The organism is Microbulbifer sp. ABF4_107, assembly GCF_056312215.1.
In genome coordinates this window covers 2195770-2210358 of the sequence record NZ_CM149983.1, presented here as the reverse complement: position 1 = coordinate 2210358, position 14589 = coordinate 2195770, and the positions used below count along the sequence as shown (strand labels likewise).

The window sequence follows — 14589 nt, the reverse complement described above, 5'->3', positions numbered from 1 at the left end:
TGGGGAGGCGCCTCGCCTGTCGGCCGAGGGGCGCGATGGGCCGCTCAACGGACGGGCAGTTTGGCGGATTGCAGTAACGCACATGGTGTAACTCAAGGTGTTCCAGGGCATTTTCCACAGAATCTACAGTGATCTGCGTGGCGCGTGGGTGCCGTTTATTGTCGCTTTCGCGCTGGTCGGCGCGACAGGGCAGGCGGTTGCCGATGCCGGTCGCGGTGACAAATCCGCCACGGCGCGTACGGGCAACAAGGCCGTGGCGAAGAGTGTGGAAGCCAGTGCCCAGGAATTTGACCGCTATTTTCGCCAGCTGCTGAAGCAGCAGGGTATTCCCGGGGCGGCTTACGTGATTGTGGACCGCGACCAGGTGGTGGCCATGAACACCTACGGCGTGCGAATCAAGGGCAAGCACCAGAAGGTCACCTCGCACACGGTGTTCCGCCTGGCCTCGGTGTCCAAAACATTTGCCTCCAGCATGGCGGCGGTGCTGGAGCACGAACACAAGTTCAACTGGGGCGACAAGGTCGTGCGCTACGTGCCCCAGCTCAGTTTCAAAACCCCGGCGCTGTCCATGCAGCTGCAGGTGCAGCACCTGCTCAGTCACTCCTCCGGGCTTACTCCCAACGCCTACGACAACTATCTGGAAGACAATCGGCCCCTGTCCAAAATCCTGCCGAAGTTCGCCTCCATCGACCCTCACTGTGCCCCGGGCAAGTGTTACGGCTACCAGAACGTCCTGTTCAGCCTGATTGAAGACGTCATCCAGAAAGCGACCGGTGTGCCATACGGCCGCCAGTTGAAAGAGCGTTTCTTCACCCCGCTGAAGATGGAAGACGCCTCGCTGGGGTGGGAGAGCTTTATGGCGGCGAGCAATCGCGCGGCTCCCCATGTGCAGACCGGTAAGGGCTGGCGCCCGGTGAAGGTGGAAAAAGAGTACTATCTGGCTGCACCGGCGGCGGGTGTGAATGCCAGTATCAGCGACATGGCCCAGTGGCTGAAGGCGCAGATGGGCTACTATCCGGACGTGCTGTCTCACGAGGTCATCAACGACCTTACCACCGAGCGGGTAGAGACCCGGCGCCACCTGCGCCACCGCATCTGGCGTGACTATATCGACCACGCCGGTTACGGCCTCGGCTGGCGGCTGTACACCGTGGGGGATGATCGCATTGTCTTCCACGGCGGATGGGTGGCCGGTTTCCGTGCCGCCATTGCGTATTCCGAGAAGCGCAAGGTGGGCATTGTCATTTTGATGAACGCGGAGTCCCGTGTTATCTCTGACCTGACCGGCAACTTCATTGCGGATATCACCGGTAATGGCAAGCTGGTACAGGCTATTGCTGCGGCGTCTAAAAAATAGCCGCTGTCTCCCGTCGTCCGCTTCTCGTCAATACCGCATGCTTAAGCTGTCGCGCGCTTGAATTGCGCGTGACCGTCCCAATATTGCTTCCCCTGAGTTTGAATTGTCTGCCGATGCGCGGACCGACGTTGTTTTAGATAGGGGAGATACCATTCATGACTGTTGCGGCGCAAAAAGAGAGCCACGGTTTCCAGACAGAGGCCAAGCAGTTACTGCACCTGATGATCCACTCGCTGTACTCCAACAAGGAGATTTTCCTGCGCGAGCTGGTATCCAATGCATCCGACGCCGCCGACAAGCTGCGTTTCGAGGCGCTCTCCAACTCGGAACTGCTGGCGGAAGACCCGGATCTGCGCATTCGCATCGAGTTCGACAAGGACGCCGGCACCCTGACTATTACCGATAACGGTATCGGCATGAGCCGCGATGAGGTGATCGAGAACCTCGGTACCATCGCCCGCTCCGGCACCGCCAACTTTATGCAGAACCTCACCGGCGACCAGAAGAAGGACGCGCACCTGATCGGTCAGTTCGGTGTGGGCTTCTACTCCGCCTTTATCGTCGCCGACAAGGTGGATGTATTTACCCGTCGCGCCGGCGCCGATGCCAGCCAGGGTGTGCACTGGGAGTGCAGCGGTGAAGCCGAGTACTCGGTGGAAAACGTCGAGTGGCCGCACCGCGGTACCCGCGTGGTGCTGCACCTGAAAGACGAAGCCAAAGAATTTGCCGATGACTGGCGCCTGCGTTCCATCATCAAAAAGTACTCCGACCACATCGCTATCCCGGTGGAAATGCTGAAGCAGGACGCACCAGCGGCCGAGGGAGAAGAGCAGGAAGACAAGGCGCCGGAGTTTGAAGCGGTCAACGCCGCCCAGGCTCTGTGGACCCGCCCGCGCTCCGACGTGAAGTCAGAGGAGTACAAAGAGTTCTACAAGCACATCTCCCACGACTTCGACGATCCGCTCACCTGGAGCCACAACCGTGTGGAAGGCAAGCTGGATTACACCAGCCTGTTGTACATTCCGGCGCGCGCACCGTTTGACCTGTACCAGCGCGATGCCGCCCGCGGCCTCAAGCTGTACGTACAGCGCACCTTCATCATGGACGACGCCGAGCAGTTCCTGCCGCTGTACCTGCGCTTTGTAAAAGGTGTGCTGGACTCCAACGACCTGCCGCTGAATGTCTCCCGCGAGATCCTGCAGAAAGACCAGAATACCGACGCCATCAAGAGTGCCCTGACCAAGCGCGTGCTGGACATGCTCGACAAGCTGGCGAAGAAAGACGCTGATCAGTACCAGAAGTTCTGGGATCTGTTCGGTTCCGTGATGAAAGAGGGCCCGGCGGAAGATTTCTCCAACAAAGAGAAAATCGCCAAGCTGCTGCGTTTCTCCACCACCCACACCGACGACGCCAAGCAGGATCAGTCCCTGGAAGACTACGTTGGCCGTATGAAAGACGGTCAGAAGAACATTTACTACGTGTGCGCAGACAACTTCGCCACCGCCAAGTCTTCCCCTTACCTGGAGGTCTTCCGCAAGAAGGGCATCGAAGTGCTGCTGCTCACCGATCAGGTGGACGAGTGGTTCGTTGGCCATATGCAGGAATTCGACGGCAAGCCGTTCCAGGACGTGGCCAAAGGCGCGCTGGACCTGGGTGAAGCGGAGAACGAAGACGACAAGGCCGAGCGCGAAAAGGCAGAGAAAGAAGCCGGTGCCCTGGTGGAGCGCGTCAAGGAAGTGCTGAAAGAGCGTGTGGAAGACGTGCGCGCAACCACGCGTCTGGTGGATTCCCCCGCGTGTCTGGTGGCCAGCGACAACGATATGGGCCTGCAAATGCGCCGTATCCTGGAGCAGGCGGGCCAGGCGCTACCGGATGCCAAACCGGTATTCGAGGTGAACCCGAGCCACCCGCTGGTGCAGCGTCTGGACCAGGAGCAGGATGAAGACCGCTTTGCGGATCTCACCAATATCCTGATGGATCAGGCGAACCTGGCGGCAGGGAATCAATTGGCAGATCCGGCGGATTACGTGCGCCGCCTGAACACCTTGCTGCTGGAGCTCAATCGCTAATTTGCGGCGGGGTTTCTTTCGAAAAGGCCGGCGAGGTTTCCCCGCCGGCCTTTTTGTTTGTTGCCCTGTTTTGCCCTGATCAATCACCAATCTCTCTCCCGCCCGGGAGAGTCTGAGCTATATTGTTTTTGCCGTTTTTTTGCACGAATTGGCTGCGATTAGGCAGCATTTATTGGCGAACTTGGCAAAATTGATCAATTTCTGCGGGGCCCATTGGGTGCCGGCAGCCGGCTCCGTATAATCCCCCGCTGCACAGTAATCACTACAGAGCGTTATGACCCAGCAAGACGTATCTCCAAATACCCCGGAATCCACAATGTCCATTGCCGTGCTCGGCGGTGGTAGTTTCGGCACTGCGATTGCCAACATTGTGGCTGGCAACGGCCATGACACCCGCCAGTGGATGCGGGACCCCCAGCGGGCCGCCGCCTGTATGGACGAGCGGGAAAACCGCCACTACCTGCCCGGCGTGTCTCTGCATCCGGGCCTGAACATTACCGCCGACCTCGAGCAGGCGGTAAGCGGTTGCCAGGTGGTGTTTGTCGCGATTCCCAGTAAATCTTTCCGCGAGGTGGTGCACCGCGCGGCACCGGTGCTGGGCCCGGGCACCATGCTGATCTCCCTGACCAAGGGGGTGGAGCATGACAGTTTCCACCTGATGAGCGATATCCTGCGAGAAGAGACTGAAGGCATGCGGGTGGGGGTGCTGAGTGGCCCCAATTTCGCCAAAGAAGTCGTTGCCGGGCACTACACTGCCACGGTAATCGCCAGTGAAGACGAATCCCTGTGCACGACCATCCAGAAGGTGCTGCACTCGGAGACGTTCCGCGTTTATTCCAGTAACGATGTATTCGGTGTGGAGTTGGCCGGAGCGCTGAAAAATATCTACGCCATCGTCACCGGCATGGCCGTTGCCCTGGGGCGCGGGCAGAACACCACCAGCCTGCTGATTACCCGGGCGCTGGCGGAAATGATGCGCTTTGCCGAAGCGATCGGCGCAGACCCAATGACGTTTATCGGCCTTGCCGGCGTGGGTGACCTGATCCTGACCTGTTCTTCCGATCTCAGCCGCAACTACCGGGTGGGCTATCTGGTGGGCAAGGGCAAGAAGCTCGAAGACGCGGTATCCGAAATCGGCCAGGTGGCGGAAGGGGTGAATACGGTTCGTCTGATTAAGGCGAAAGCTGATGAATTGGGCGTCTACATGCCCTTGGTTTCCGCGATTCACGCCATATTATTTGAAGGTACCCCGATTCCCACGGTCATTCGCGAGCTGATGTCCGGGGCGCAAACCTTTGATGTGGCCTATTCGGCCAAACCCTGATCAACGTTTAACAGCTGCGGATTTGATATGAATAATGCACAACTGAAGCAGAACCTGACCTCGGCGGACCACTGGATGCGCCTGTTGTTTATGGTGCTGTTTGTCATTCTGCTGGAAATTGCTGGTGTGGTGATGCTTGCTACCATCGTACTGCAGTTCCTGTTCGCCATCGTATCCGGTGGTCCGAATGAGAATCTGCGCCAGATGGGGAACCAGATTGCGTCCTACATCTATCAGACCCTGCAATTCCTGATCTACAACACGGAAGAAAAGCCGTTTCCGTTTTCCGAGTGGCCGGAGTCCTGAACGCCACGCCGGTGGCGAGGTTGGAATCGCAGCCTCGAAACCAAACCTGAAACGAAATCGGACTATATTGAGTGTTCCTGAATTTCTGAATGACAGAATCGTGGCTGGCCCAATGGTCGGCCTTTCCCTATTTGTGGTGCCCAACAACGGACTGGTGATCGCCCAATGAGCAACGAAGAACTGAAACAAAATCTGACCTCCACGAACCAATGGCTGCGCCTTGTGTATATGGTGCTGTTTGCGGTGCTGCTGGAAATCGCCGGCTTTGTCATGCTGGCGGTCGTTATCGCCCAATTCCTGTTCGCCATTTTTACCGGCGGAGCCAACGACAACCTGCGCCGTTTGGGGGACCAGATTTCCTCCTATATCTATCAGACGCTGCAGTTCCTGATTTACAACACCGAAGAGAAGCCGTTTCCGTTTTCCGAGTGGCCTGAGTCCGAAGAGGAAGACCTTTCCAGCTACGAGAGTGCGGAAGAAATGGACGGTGAGGTGATTGACGATGTCGACGCGCTCGAGACCGACCTCGACGATGTAGAAGCGGAAGTTGATGAGGTGCTCGACGAGAGCTCCGGTGATGTGGTGAAACCTGAAGCCACCACCAAAGCGGCTGCCGCAGAAAAGTCAGAGAAGCCCGCCAAACGTAAAAAGTCTGCAAAAGCCAGCAAGGCCGGCGACGAGGAAGAAACCGTCATCGAGTTGGGCGCGGACTCTGCGGAGACCGCGGCGGCAGAAAGTGGCGACAAAGCCTCCGAAGACAAGAAGTAGTCTCTGTACCCCGACCGGCGACCACATGTAACGGGAGAGCCCTGTGCTGTTGTTTGTAATGCGTCACGGCCATGCCGAACCGTTCCGTAAAAGCGATGAGACCCGCGCCCTGACCGAGGAGGGGCGCGCGGAAGTGGCGTCGGTCTGCAAGCAGCGTGCCTCGGAGCTGGCACAGGTGAAAACCATCTGGGCCAGCCCCTTTGTGCGGACTCGCCAAACCGCCAAAATTGTTGCCGAGGCATTCGACCTGCCGGTGGAGATGCAGGACTTCCTCACCAGTGACACTCCGGTGGAGCAAGTGCTGGACGCGCTGGCGGCAGCCGACGAAAAGGTTTTCCCGCTGTTGCTGGTTAGCCATCAACCGCTGGTGGGTATCCTGGTGAACGGGCTCTGCGGCAGCGGTGATGAGCATCCAATGGCGACCTCGAGCCTGGCGTGCCTTTCCGCGGATGTATGGGCGCGGGATTGCGCAGAGCTTGCGTGGTTGCAGCACAAACCCTGAGCGGCCCTGCGCGGGTGCTCGTCGCCCCTCCTACGCAATCGGTCAAAGTCGCTGAGTTCTGTTGCCATTGCCCCACAGCAGTGGGGCTGTCAGCATGGTCGTTTCGACAGCGGTACGGTTTCCCCCTATGCCTCAATCCACTTCTGCCCCCGGTGCCCCCCGCGAAATTACCCTGGATGTGCAGGGCAATGTGATCGCTGCCCGGCAGTGGGGGAACCCCGCCGGTATACCGGTGCTTGCGCTACATGGCTGGCTGGACAACTGCGCCAGCTTCAACAAAATGGCGCCTTTCCTCGCTGAGCTAAATCTGGTTGCGGTGGACCTCGCCGGGCACGGCCAGAGTTATCACCGACACCGGGACGCGAATTACACCATCTGGACAGAAATCGAAGACGTGCTGGCCATTGCCGATGCGCTTGGCTGGGCCCAGTTTTCTATACTGGCGCACTCGCGCGGGGCGGTTATCGGCACCATTGCCGCGGCTACTTTTCCCGAGCGGGTGCAGCGCCTGGCGTTGATCGACGGTCTGGTGCCGCCACCGACTACCGACGAGGAAGCGCCGGAAACCCTGCGCAAGGGAATCGAACAGCGCGCGCGTTACCGCGACCGCAAGAGCCGGGTGTTCGAATCTCTTGAGGTTGCTGTTACCGCGCGCAAAAACGGCCTGTTCAAATTGACGGACGACGCGGCCCTTGCGCTGGTACAGCGGGGCGTGCGCCCCTGTGAGGGTGGTTATACCTGGAGCAATGACCCGCAACTGATGGCCAGTTCCCTGGCAAAAATGAACGAGCCACAGGTGCGCGCGTTTCTGGCGCGGGCCGGTATGCCCATCCGGTTAGCGCTGGGGAAAGGCGGGATCCAGGGGATGATCGAACGCATTCGCCCCCTGGCAGAGCAGGTGCCGAATATCGTGTTGAAGGAATTTTCCGGTGGTCACCATTTACATATGGAAGGCAGCGCCGAGGAAATTGCGCAATGGTTTTTACCATTCCTCACTGGGAGGGAAGGCCAGAACTGAAAGGGACAGATCCGCTAAAAGGGGATTCGCTTGGAGTAGCTGGCCTTTTGCATATCCCGCACTTCCACAGAGATTTCTGGCACCTCCGGCGCGGCCTCGCACAGGTAGTTGAAAATGGCCGCACTCAGTGCTTCTTTCTGTTCTGTAGTGCGCCCTTCGAGAATGCGCACTTCCGCGTGAATAAACAGATTGCTGGAGCCTTCGTGGCTCTTGCCGAGTACAAAATCCCGATAGGGCAGGGCGCGCGTCTTGATGGCGGTGGCATTGAACAGCCCGGTTTCACTCATCGCCTGCTGACCATTACTGACCAGTGCAGGAATGGAAATGCTGTCTTCCAGTTTTTGCGAATATTCGATCACCAGATGGGGCATTGCCGGACTCTCCTCCTGATCAGTAAGGGGCAGAACGCGTTAACGAATCAGCGACAGAAATTCGTTGCGCGTTGCCTGCTGGCTGCGGAAAGAGCCGAGCATTGCAGAGGTTTTCATAACCGAGTTCTGCTTTTCCACGCCGCGCATCATCATGCACATATGCTTGGCCTCGATAATCACACCCACGCCGGCTGCACCGGTCACCTGCTCGATCGTCTTCGCCACCTGCACGGTCAATTGCTCCTGAATCTGCAAACGGCGCGCAAACATGTCTACAATGCGCGCCACTTTGGACAGGCCCAGTACCTTGCCATCGGGAATATAAGCCACGTGCGCCTTGCCGATAAACGGCAGCATGTGATGTTCGCACATTGAGTACAGCTCAATATCTTTTACCAGCACCATTTCGCTGCAGTCGGACGGGAAGAGGGCATCGTTGACGATTTCTTCCACGGTCTGATTGTAGCCGCGGGTCAGGTATTGCATGGCCTTGGCGGCGCGCTGAGGGGTATCTTTCAGCCCCGGGCGCTCCAGGTCTTCACCAATGGCTTCGATAATGTGTGCGTAGTGTTCTTTCATCAGTATGCTTCCAACGTCTCGCCCGCGGGGTTGTTCTGCCACTGGTACGTAATGCGCAGTACGCAAATGAACGGGCGTTCGATCACCGGTGTATCGGCGGGTATCAGAGGGTGCGCTACCCTAAGCCTTTGTCACACGGTAGTAAAGCGCCAAAAATAGAGGAATATCGCCAATGATAGAGAAACGGGAGTCCGATTTGCACGAATTGTGTACCGTGCTGGACTATATCCGCTGGGGCGCCAGTCGCTTTACCGAAGCGCAGTTGTGGTTCGGCCACGGCACCGATAATGCCTGGGATGAGGCTGTCCTGCTGGTCACTCACGCACTACACCTGCCGGTGGATAGCAAGCCGGAGATTCTTTCCGCGCGCCTTACCATGACGGAGCGTGCCGAGGTAATGGCGGTCCTGGAAAGGCGGGTTAATGAACGCTTACCCGCCCCCTACCTTACCAACGAAGCCTGGTTCTGCGACCTGCCGTTCTATGTGGACGAGCGGGTACTGGTACCCAGATCTCCGATCGGTGAGCTGATTCGAAATCATTTTGAGCCCTGGCTGCAGCAGGAGCCTCTCGCTATTCTCGATCTTTGCTGTGGCAGTGGCTGTATCGGCATCGCTTGCGCGGATACGTTTCCGGGCGCGCGGGTGGATGTCAGTGATATTTCGGCGGATGCGATCGAGGTGGCCCAGATCAACATCAATCGACACCACTTGAACGACGAGGTGCGCGCGGTGCAGTCGGACCTGTTCGCCGGCCTCAAGGGTTGCAGTTACGATCTGATCGTCAGTAACCCGCCCTATGTGGATGCCCGCGATCTGGCGGAAATGCCACGGGAATACCATGCCGAGCCGGGGCTGGCGCTGGGTTCTGGTGATGACGGCCTGGATTTTACCCGGCGCCTGTTATTGCAAGCGCCGGACTACCTGCAGCCGGAAGGTATTCTGATATGCGAAGTGGGCAACAGCTGGGTCGCGCTGGAAGAAGCCTATCCGCGAGTGCCGTTTTTCTGGCCCGAGCTGGAAGATGGTGGGCACGGGGTTTTTGTACTGACGCGGGAAGAGCTGCTGGCGTGCCGCGCCATGTTTGAGGCTGGAGCTTGAATCCGCAGCGCGCGGCTAGAGAATCCTCTATAATGCGCGGCCTTTAACGAATAATTCACTGGGGTAGGGAATACCGGGTATGTCGGGCAATACATTTGGCAAGCTGTTTTGTGTCACCACCTTTGGCGAAAGCCACGGTCCTGCATTGGGCTGCATTGTGGATGGCTGCCCCCCGGGAATTGAGATTACCGCCGAAGAAATCCAGCTGGAGCTGGATCGCCGCAAGCCCGGTACCTCTCGCTACACGACCCAGCGCCGCGAAGCGGACGAAGTGAAGATTCTTTCGGGGGTATTCGAAGGTAAAACCACCGGAACCCCCATCGGCCTGCTGATCGAAAACACCGATCAGCGCTCTAAAGACTACGCCAATATCGCCGAGCAGATTCGCCCGGCCCATGCCGATTACACCTACTGGGCCAAATACGGTCTGCGGGATTACCGCGGCGGTGGCCGCTCTTCCGCGCGAGAAACCGCCATGCGCGTCGCTGCCGGCGCCATTGCCAAAAAGTGGCTCAAGCAGCAGTTCGGTATCGAGGTGCGCGGCTACCTGTCTCAGTTGGGCCCGATCAAAGTCGAAAAGCTGGACTGGTCCCAGGTCAGCGAGAACCCCTTCTTTTGCCCCGATGCCGACAAGGTGCCGGAAATGGAAGCGTACATGCAGGCATTGATCAAGGAAGGGAACTCCATCGGTGCGCGTATTTCCGTGCATGCAAGCGGAGTTCCCGCAGGTCTTGGCGAGCCGATCTTCGATCGTCTGGACGCGGACCTGGCCCATGCGCTGATGAGCATCAATGCGGTTAAAGGTGTGGAGATTGGAGCCGGGTTTGCCTCTGTTGAGCAGAAGGGTACCGAGCACCGTGACGAAATTACCGAGCAGGGCTTCCAATCCAATCATGCCGGTGGTGTGCTCGGTGGTATTTCCAGTGGCCAGGAGCTGATTGCGCATATCGCGCTGAAGCCCACTTCCAGCCTGCGCATCCCGGGCAAAAGCCTGGATACCAACGGCAACCCGATTGAAGTAGTGACCAAAGGGCGCCACGATCCCTGCGTCGGCATTCGCGCAACACCCATTGCCGAAGCGATGATGGCGCTGGTGTTGATCGACCATGTCATGCGTCAGCGCGCGCAGAACGGGGATGTGGAATTTGGCCTGAAGATCCCGGCGGGTGAGCCGGCCTAGGAGTTGGTCGAGGTCGAAAAATAAAAAAGGCGGAGCGCCAAAAACGCTCCGCCTTTTTTGTGCCCGCTCGTGCTGTATCGAGGTGATTACAGGTGCAGGTTCAGGCCGAGGTAGGGGCCTTTTACTTCCACATCGGGCTCGAGATCGTCGAGGTCCGGGGCGTCAATGGTGAGGGCGCGGTAACCGGCTTCCACCGCGAAATCCAGCGCTGGCACAAAATCCCAGCGGATCTTGGCGGACAGGTCGGTCACAGAGTTGCCGTCGTACTGGGTGCCGTTGCCCTGGGCAATGATGGACCAACCGGTAAAGGGCAGGTCGAAACGGGCCATGCCGTACACCATCGGTACTACGCCGGAGAAATCCAGTGAGGCACCTTCCAGGTCGTTGAGCTCAAACTCACCGGAAAACTGTCTGGCGGTGACGCCAAGGTCCAGGTTCACCCAGTTGTCCAGAATTTCGTAATACAGGGTGGCATCGGTGTGGGTCAGATCCAGGGTGGAGTTGAACTCATCCATCTCGGTCTGCACCTGGGTGTGCGCCACCAGAATGTTGGGGAGCAGCGGAATCGGGTGTTCCAGTGCGGCCTGCAGGAAGGTGTTGTTGTCTTTGTTGAAATTCTCGGTATCGAGAAGGTCGTTCAGTTCGCCGCTGTAGGATGGTTTCCACACACCTGCGGTGGCGTCGAAGCCGAGAATGGTGTCGGCGCTGGCGGTGGCAGAAGCCAGGGCAGCGCAGATGGCCAGAGTGATTTTTTTCATTTTGGAGTCGCTTCCGTTGAATTCTGCGGCGGATTCTACCGCCTTTTTATGAATTTTCCCTGAACAGATTCCGGGTTTTGAGACCTGTTCACCGGTTGCGGCGACGGATTACAGTCCCCGCGCCTCTTTGAATAGCAGCTGCTGCAACGCATTGGCCGCATTACTGAGGGTGCGGTTGCGATGATAGATGATCCCCAGATTGCGCACGATACTCAGCTGCGGCATGGGCAGCTCCGCGAGGCTGTCGTCGATCAGGGTCTTGGGCAGCACACTCCAACCGAGACCGACCCCTGCCATCATCTTGATGGTTTCCAGAAAATTGGTCGCCAGTTTGGCGGTCAGCTTGAGCCCGTGGGCATCGAATTCGCGCTTGATCAGTCGCCCCGTGTAGGTGTTCATATCCGGCAAGATCGCCGGGTATCGGGCCAGCGCCGGCAGATCCAGTTCCGGCATCTGCGCCAGCGGGTGGTCCGGCGCTGCCACCACCACACAGGGGTCCGGCCAGATGATCTGTGCATTCAGGTTGGGGTAGTCCTTCAGTGCCAGGGTGACCACGGCAAGCTCGTATTCACCGGCCATCAGCGCTTCGTAGGCCTGCTCGGAGTCGAGAAAGTCGATATCCAGGGAGACGTCGGGATACAGGTTGCTGAACTCACGCAAAACCGGTGGCAGGTGGTGCAGGCCCACGTGGTGACTGGTGGCAATACGCAGGCTGCCGCCGATCGTCTCGCCCAGGCTGCGCAGCTCGTGCTCGGCGTCGCTAACTTCGTTCAATATATGGCGTGCGCGGGGCAGCAGGGCGCGGCCGGCGTTGGTGAGCTGCAGCTTGCGACCAATACGGTCAAATAGCGGAGTGCCCAGCTGTGCCTCCAGGGACGCCAGGCGTTTGCTCACCGCGGGCTGGGTCAGGTGTAGTTGCTCCGCGGCCTCCGAAACGGAGCCCTGTTCTGAAATGGCAAGAAAGGCCCTGAGCCACTGGATTTCCATGATGCTTCTCTGAATGGCTGTTTTCGGGTATTCCAAAAACGAATGCGCCATATAATAAATATAAATTGATGTTATTCAAGGCTCCCCCTAGACTCCCGCATGTTATCCATAGAGGAGATGGGGCTATGGGCCATCCTGAGAAGCAAGAAGCGAACAAAAAACAGACGCTCTACGACAAGCTCTGGCAAGACCACCTTGTCAAAAGCCGTGATGACGGCACCGCACTGATCTATATCGACCGTCACCTGATTCACGAAGTGACCTCTCCTCAGGCCTTTGAAGGGCTACGTCTGGCCGGTCGCAAGCCGTGGCGCACGGACTCTGTGGTAGCCACGCCGGACCACAATGTACCGTCTGACGCCGCCGAGCGCGCCGGTGGTATTGCCGGGATTCAGGACGAAGTGTCCCGTATCCAGGTGCAGACCCTGGATGAGAACTGCAAGGACTTCGGCATTGTCGAGTTCGGTATCAACGATCCGGGGCAGGGCATTGTGCACGTAATCGGGCCTGAAACCGGTGTGACCCTGCCGGGCATGACCGTGGTGTGCGGTGACTCCCACACGTCCACCCACGGTGCACTGGGCGCGCTGGCCCACGGCATCGGCACCTCCGAGGTGGAGCACGTGATGGCCACCCAGTGTCTGATTCAGAAAAAGATGAAGAACATGCTGGTGCGTGTGGACGGCGAGCTTGGCCCGGGTGTTACCGCAAAAGACGTGGTGCTGGCCATCATCGGCAAGATCGGCACCGCCGGCGGTACCGGTTACGCCATCGAGTTCGGTGGCTCCGCCATCCGTTCCATGTCCATGGAAGGTCGCATGACCATCTGCAACATGGCCATCGAAGGCGGTGCTCGCGCGGGCATGGTGGCAGTGGACGACATCACCCTGGAGTACGTAAAGGGCAAACCCTACGCACCCAAAGGTGAACAGTGGGATCGAGCGGTAGAAAACTGGCGCCGCCTGCACTCCGACGACGGTGCCCACTTCGATGAAATCGTCGAGCTGAAGGCGGAAGAAATCGAGCCGCAGGTAAGCTGGGGGACGTCCCCGGAAATGGTAGTGCCGGTCAGTGCACTGGTACCCAATCCCGCGGATGAAAGTGACGCGACCAAAAAATCCGGTATCGAGCGCGCGCTGGAATATATGGGACTGAGCGCCGGTCAGAAGATTACCGACATCAACCTCGACCGGGTATTTATCGGCTCCTGCACCAACTCCCGCATCGAAGACTTGCGCGCGGCGGCTGAAGTGGCCAAGGGCCACAAGAAAGCCGATAGCGTGAAGCAGGTGCTGGTGGTGCCGGGTTCTCAGTCGGTGAAAGTACAGGCGGAAAAAGAAGGTCTGGACAAGGTGTTTATCGAAGCGGGCTTCGAGTGGCGCGAGCCCTCCTGCTCCATGTGTCTGGCGATGAACGCGGACAAGCTGGGTGCCGGTGAACACTGCGCATCCACGTCCAACCGCAACTTTGAAGGGCGCCAGGGCTACGGTGGTCGCACTCATCTGGTCAGCCCGAGTATGGCGGCAGCGGCGGCAATTGCCGGTCACTTCATTGACGTGCGTGAAATGCAGAAGACGACAGCCGTGAGCGGAGGGAATAAATAGCATGAAGGCATTTACCAAGCATAAAGGCGTGGCCGCACCCATGGACCGCGCCAATGTGGACACGGATCTGATTATTCCCAAGCAGTTCCTCAAATCCATCAAACGCTCCGGCTTTGGCCCGAACCTGTTTGACGAGCTGCGCTATCTGGACGAGGGGCAACCTGGTCAGGATTGCAGCAAGCGCCCGCTGAATCCGGATTTTCCGCTGAACCACCCGCGTTACCAGGGGGCGTCCGTATTGCTGGCGCGCAAGAATTTCGGTTGCGGTTCCAGTCGTGAGCACGCGCCCTGGGCGCTGGATGACCATGGCTTCCGCGCGATTATTGCGCCGAGCTTTGCGGATATTTTCTTTAACAACTGTTTCAAGAACGGTCTCTTGCCGATCGTTCTGGAAGAAGAAATTGTCGAGCAGTTGTTCCAGGAAATGTACGCGGAAGAGGGCTATGAGCTGGAAATCGACTTGGAAGCTCAGGTGGTGATCAAGCCCAATGGCGAAACCCACGGGTTTGAAGTAGACGAGTTTCGCAAACACTGTCTGCTGAACGGTCTCGACGATATCGGCCTGACCCTGGAAGATGCGGACGATATCCGCGCTTACGAAGCCAAGCGCCGCGAGCAGGCGCCGTGGCTGTTTGATGCGGTGAAGTAAAAAGACAGAATAACTGGA

At 58.3% G+C, this 14589-nt stretch carries 15 protein-coding genes; 11 read left to right on the top strand and 4 right to left on the bottom strand.

What is annotated here, in order from left to right; all coding sequences use genetic code 11:
• Positions 1-97 precede the first annotated feature (97 nt).
• The 7 genes from ACYX4K_RS09165 (at position 98) to ACYX4K_RS09135 (ending at position 7344) form a co-directional block, all read left to right on the top strand.
• Positions 98-1357: a serine hydrolase domain-containing protein gene (locus ACYX4K_RS09165; RefSeq protein ID WP_475092421.1), complete on the top strand. Its 1260-nt coding sequence runs from the start codon at positions 98-100 to the stop codon at positions 1355-1357.
• A gap of 155 nt (positions 1358-1512) precedes the next feature.
• Entirely contained in the window at positions 1513-3426 is a 1914-nt protein-coding gene (htpG, locus tag ACYX4K_RS09160) for a molecular chaperone HtpG (protein WP_475092422.1), read from the top strand.
• A 274-nt stretch (positions 3427-3700) separates the two neighbouring features.
• The gene (locus ACYX4K_RS09155; protein WP_475092423.1) at positions 3701-4750 is read left to right on the top strand and encodes an NAD(P)H-dependent glycerol-3-phosphate dehydrogenase; all 1050 of its coding nucleotides are present in this window, start codon (positions 3701-3703) and stop codon (positions 4748-4750) included.
• Positions 4751-4777: 27 nt separating this feature from the next.
• Positions 4778-5056: a DUF4389 domain-containing protein gene (locus ACYX4K_RS09150; RefSeq protein ID WP_475092424.1), complete on the top strand. Its 279-nt coding sequence runs from the start codon at positions 4778-4780 to the stop codon at positions 5054-5056.
• 165 nt (positions 5057-5221) lie between these two features.
• The gene (locus ACYX4K_RS09145) at positions 5222-5824 is read left to right on the top strand and encodes a DUF4389 domain-containing protein (RefSeq protein WP_475092425.1); all 603 of its coding nucleotides are present in this window, start codon (positions 5222-5224) and stop codon (positions 5822-5824) included.
• Between the two features lie 43 nt (positions 5825-5867).
• Positions 5868-6326, top strand: coding sequence for a phosphohistidine phosphatase SixA (gene sixA / locus ACYX4K_RS09140; protein WP_475092426.1), 459 nt, complete (start codon positions 5868-5870; stop codon positions 6324-6326).
• 127 nt (positions 6327-6453) lie between these two features.
• Positions 6454-7344 (top strand): alpha/beta fold hydrolase, encoded by an 891-nt coding sequence (locus ACYX4K_RS09135; RefSeq protein WP_475092427.1) that lies wholly within the window; start codon positions 6454-6456, stop codon positions 7342-7344.
• 14 nt (positions 7345-7358) lie between these two features.
• Here ACYX4K_RS09135 and ACYX4K_RS09130 read toward each other — a convergent pair whose 3' ends face one another.
• Positions 7359-7715: a 5-carboxymethyl-2-hydroxymuconate Delta-isomerase gene (locus ACYX4K_RS09130; RefSeq protein ID WP_475092428.1), complete on the bottom strand. Its 357-nt coding sequence runs from the start codon at positions 7713-7715 to the stop codon at positions 7359-7361.
• 39 nt (positions 7716-7754) lie between these two features.
• On the bottom strand, positions 7755-8294 hold the full coding sequence (gene folE, locus ACYX4K_RS09125) for a GTP cyclohydrolase I FolE (RefSeq protein ID WP_475092429.1): 540 nt from the start codon (positions 8292-8294) through the stop codon (positions 7755-7757).
• 172 nt (positions 8295-8466) lie between these two features.
• Here folE and prmB point away from each other — a divergent pair, with 172 nt between their 5' ends.
• Entirely contained in the window at positions 8467-9393 is a 927-nt protein-coding gene (gene prmB, locus ACYX4K_RS09120) for a 50S ribosomal protein L3 N(5)-glutamine methyltransferase (protein WP_475092430.1), read from the top strand.
• Between the two features lie 79 nt (positions 9394-9472).
• Positions 9473-10573: a chorismate synthase gene (gene aroC, locus ACYX4K_RS09115; RefSeq protein WP_475092431.1), complete on the top strand. Its 1101-nt coding sequence runs from the start codon at positions 9473-9475 to the stop codon at positions 10571-10573.
• A gap of 86 nt (positions 10574-10659) precedes the next feature.
• Here the strand turns inward: aroC and ACYX4K_RS09110 are convergent, their stop codons facing one another.
• Positions 10660-11331, bottom strand: a complete 672-nt coding sequence (locus ACYX4K_RS09110; protein ID WP_475092432.1) for a TIGR04219 family outer membrane beta-barrel protein — start codon at positions 11329-11331, stop codon at positions 10660-10662.
• Positions 11332-11439: 108 nt separating this feature from the next.
• Complete coding sequence (locus ACYX4K_RS09105) at positions 11440-12318, bottom strand: LysR family transcriptional regulator (protein WP_475092433.1); 879 nt, start codon at positions 12316-12318, stop codon at positions 11440-11442.
• A 125-nt stretch (positions 12319-12443) separates the two neighbouring features.
• Between ACYX4K_RS09105 and leuC the strand changes: the two genes are divergently transcribed.
• Together leuC and leuD are read left to right on the top strand one after the other, a co-directional pair.
• Positions 12444-13922: a 3-isopropylmalate dehydratase large subunit gene (leuC, locus tag ACYX4K_RS09100; protein WP_475092434.1), complete on the top strand. Its 1479-nt coding sequence runs from the start codon at positions 12444-12446 to the stop codon at positions 13920-13922.
• 1 nt (position 13923) lies between these two features.
• A complete protein-coding gene (gene leuD, locus ACYX4K_RS09095) occupies positions 13924-14571 on the top strand; it encodes a 3-isopropylmalate dehydratase small subunit (RefSeq protein WP_475092435.1) in 648 nt (215 codons plus the stop codon).
• The last annotated feature ends 18 nt before the right edge of the window (positions 14572-14589 follow it).

What these genes read in the sequence shown, in the direction of transcription:
- ACYX4K_RS09105 (WP_475092433.1), bottom strand. Translation starts at nt 12,318, where the DNA reads ATGGAAATCCAGTGGCTCAGGGCCTTTCTTGCCATTTCAGAACAGGGC.
- ACYX4K_RS09130 (WP_475092428.1), bottom strand. Translation starts at nt 7,715, where the DNA reads ATGCCCCATCTGGTGATCGAATATTCGCAAAAACTGGAAGACAGCATT.
- folE (WP_475092429.1), bottom strand. Translation starts at nt 8,294, where the DNA reads ATGAAAGAACACTACGCACACATTATCGAAGCCATTGGTGAAGACCTG.
- leuD (WP_475092435.1), top strand. Translation starts at nt 13,924, where the DNA reads ATGAAGGCATTTACCAAGCATAAAGGCGTGGCCGCACCCATGGACCGC.
- ACYX4K_RS09150 (WP_475092424.1), top strand. Translation starts at nt 4,778, where the DNA reads ATGAATAATGCACAACTGAAGCAGAACCTGACCTCGGCGGACCACTGG.
- prmB (WP_475092430.1), top strand. Translation starts at nt 8,467, where the DNA reads ATGATAGAGAAACGGGAGTCCGATTTGCACGAATTGTGTACCGTGCTG.
- ACYX4K_RS09135 (WP_475092427.1), top strand. Translation starts at nt 6,454, where the DNA reads ATGCCTCAATCCACTTCTGCCCCCGGTGCCCCCCGCGAAATTACCCTG.
- ACYX4K_RS09110 (WP_475092432.1), bottom strand. Translation starts at nt 11,331, where the DNA reads ATGAAAAAAATCACTCTGGCCATCTGCGCTGCCCTGGCTTCTGCCACC.
- ACYX4K_RS09155 (WP_475092423.1), top strand. Translation starts at nt 3,701, where the DNA reads ATGACCCAGCAAGACGTATCTCCAAATACCCCGGAATCCACAATGTCC.
- leuC (WP_475092434.1), top strand. Translation starts at nt 12,444, where the DNA reads ATGGGCCATCCTGAGAAGCAAGAAGCGAACAAAAAACAGACGCTCTAC.
- htpG (WP_475092422.1), top strand. Translation starts at nt 1,513, where the DNA reads ATGACTGTTGCGGCGCAAAAAGAGAGCCACGGTTTCCAGACAGAGGCC.
- ACYX4K_RS09145 (WP_475092425.1), top strand. Translation starts at nt 5,222, where the DNA reads ATGAGCAACGAAGAACTGAAACAAAATCTGACCTCCACGAACCAATGG.
- aroC (WP_475092431.1), top strand. Translation starts at nt 9,473, where the DNA reads ATGTCGGGCAATACATTTGGCAAGCTGTTTTGTGTCACCACCTTTGGC.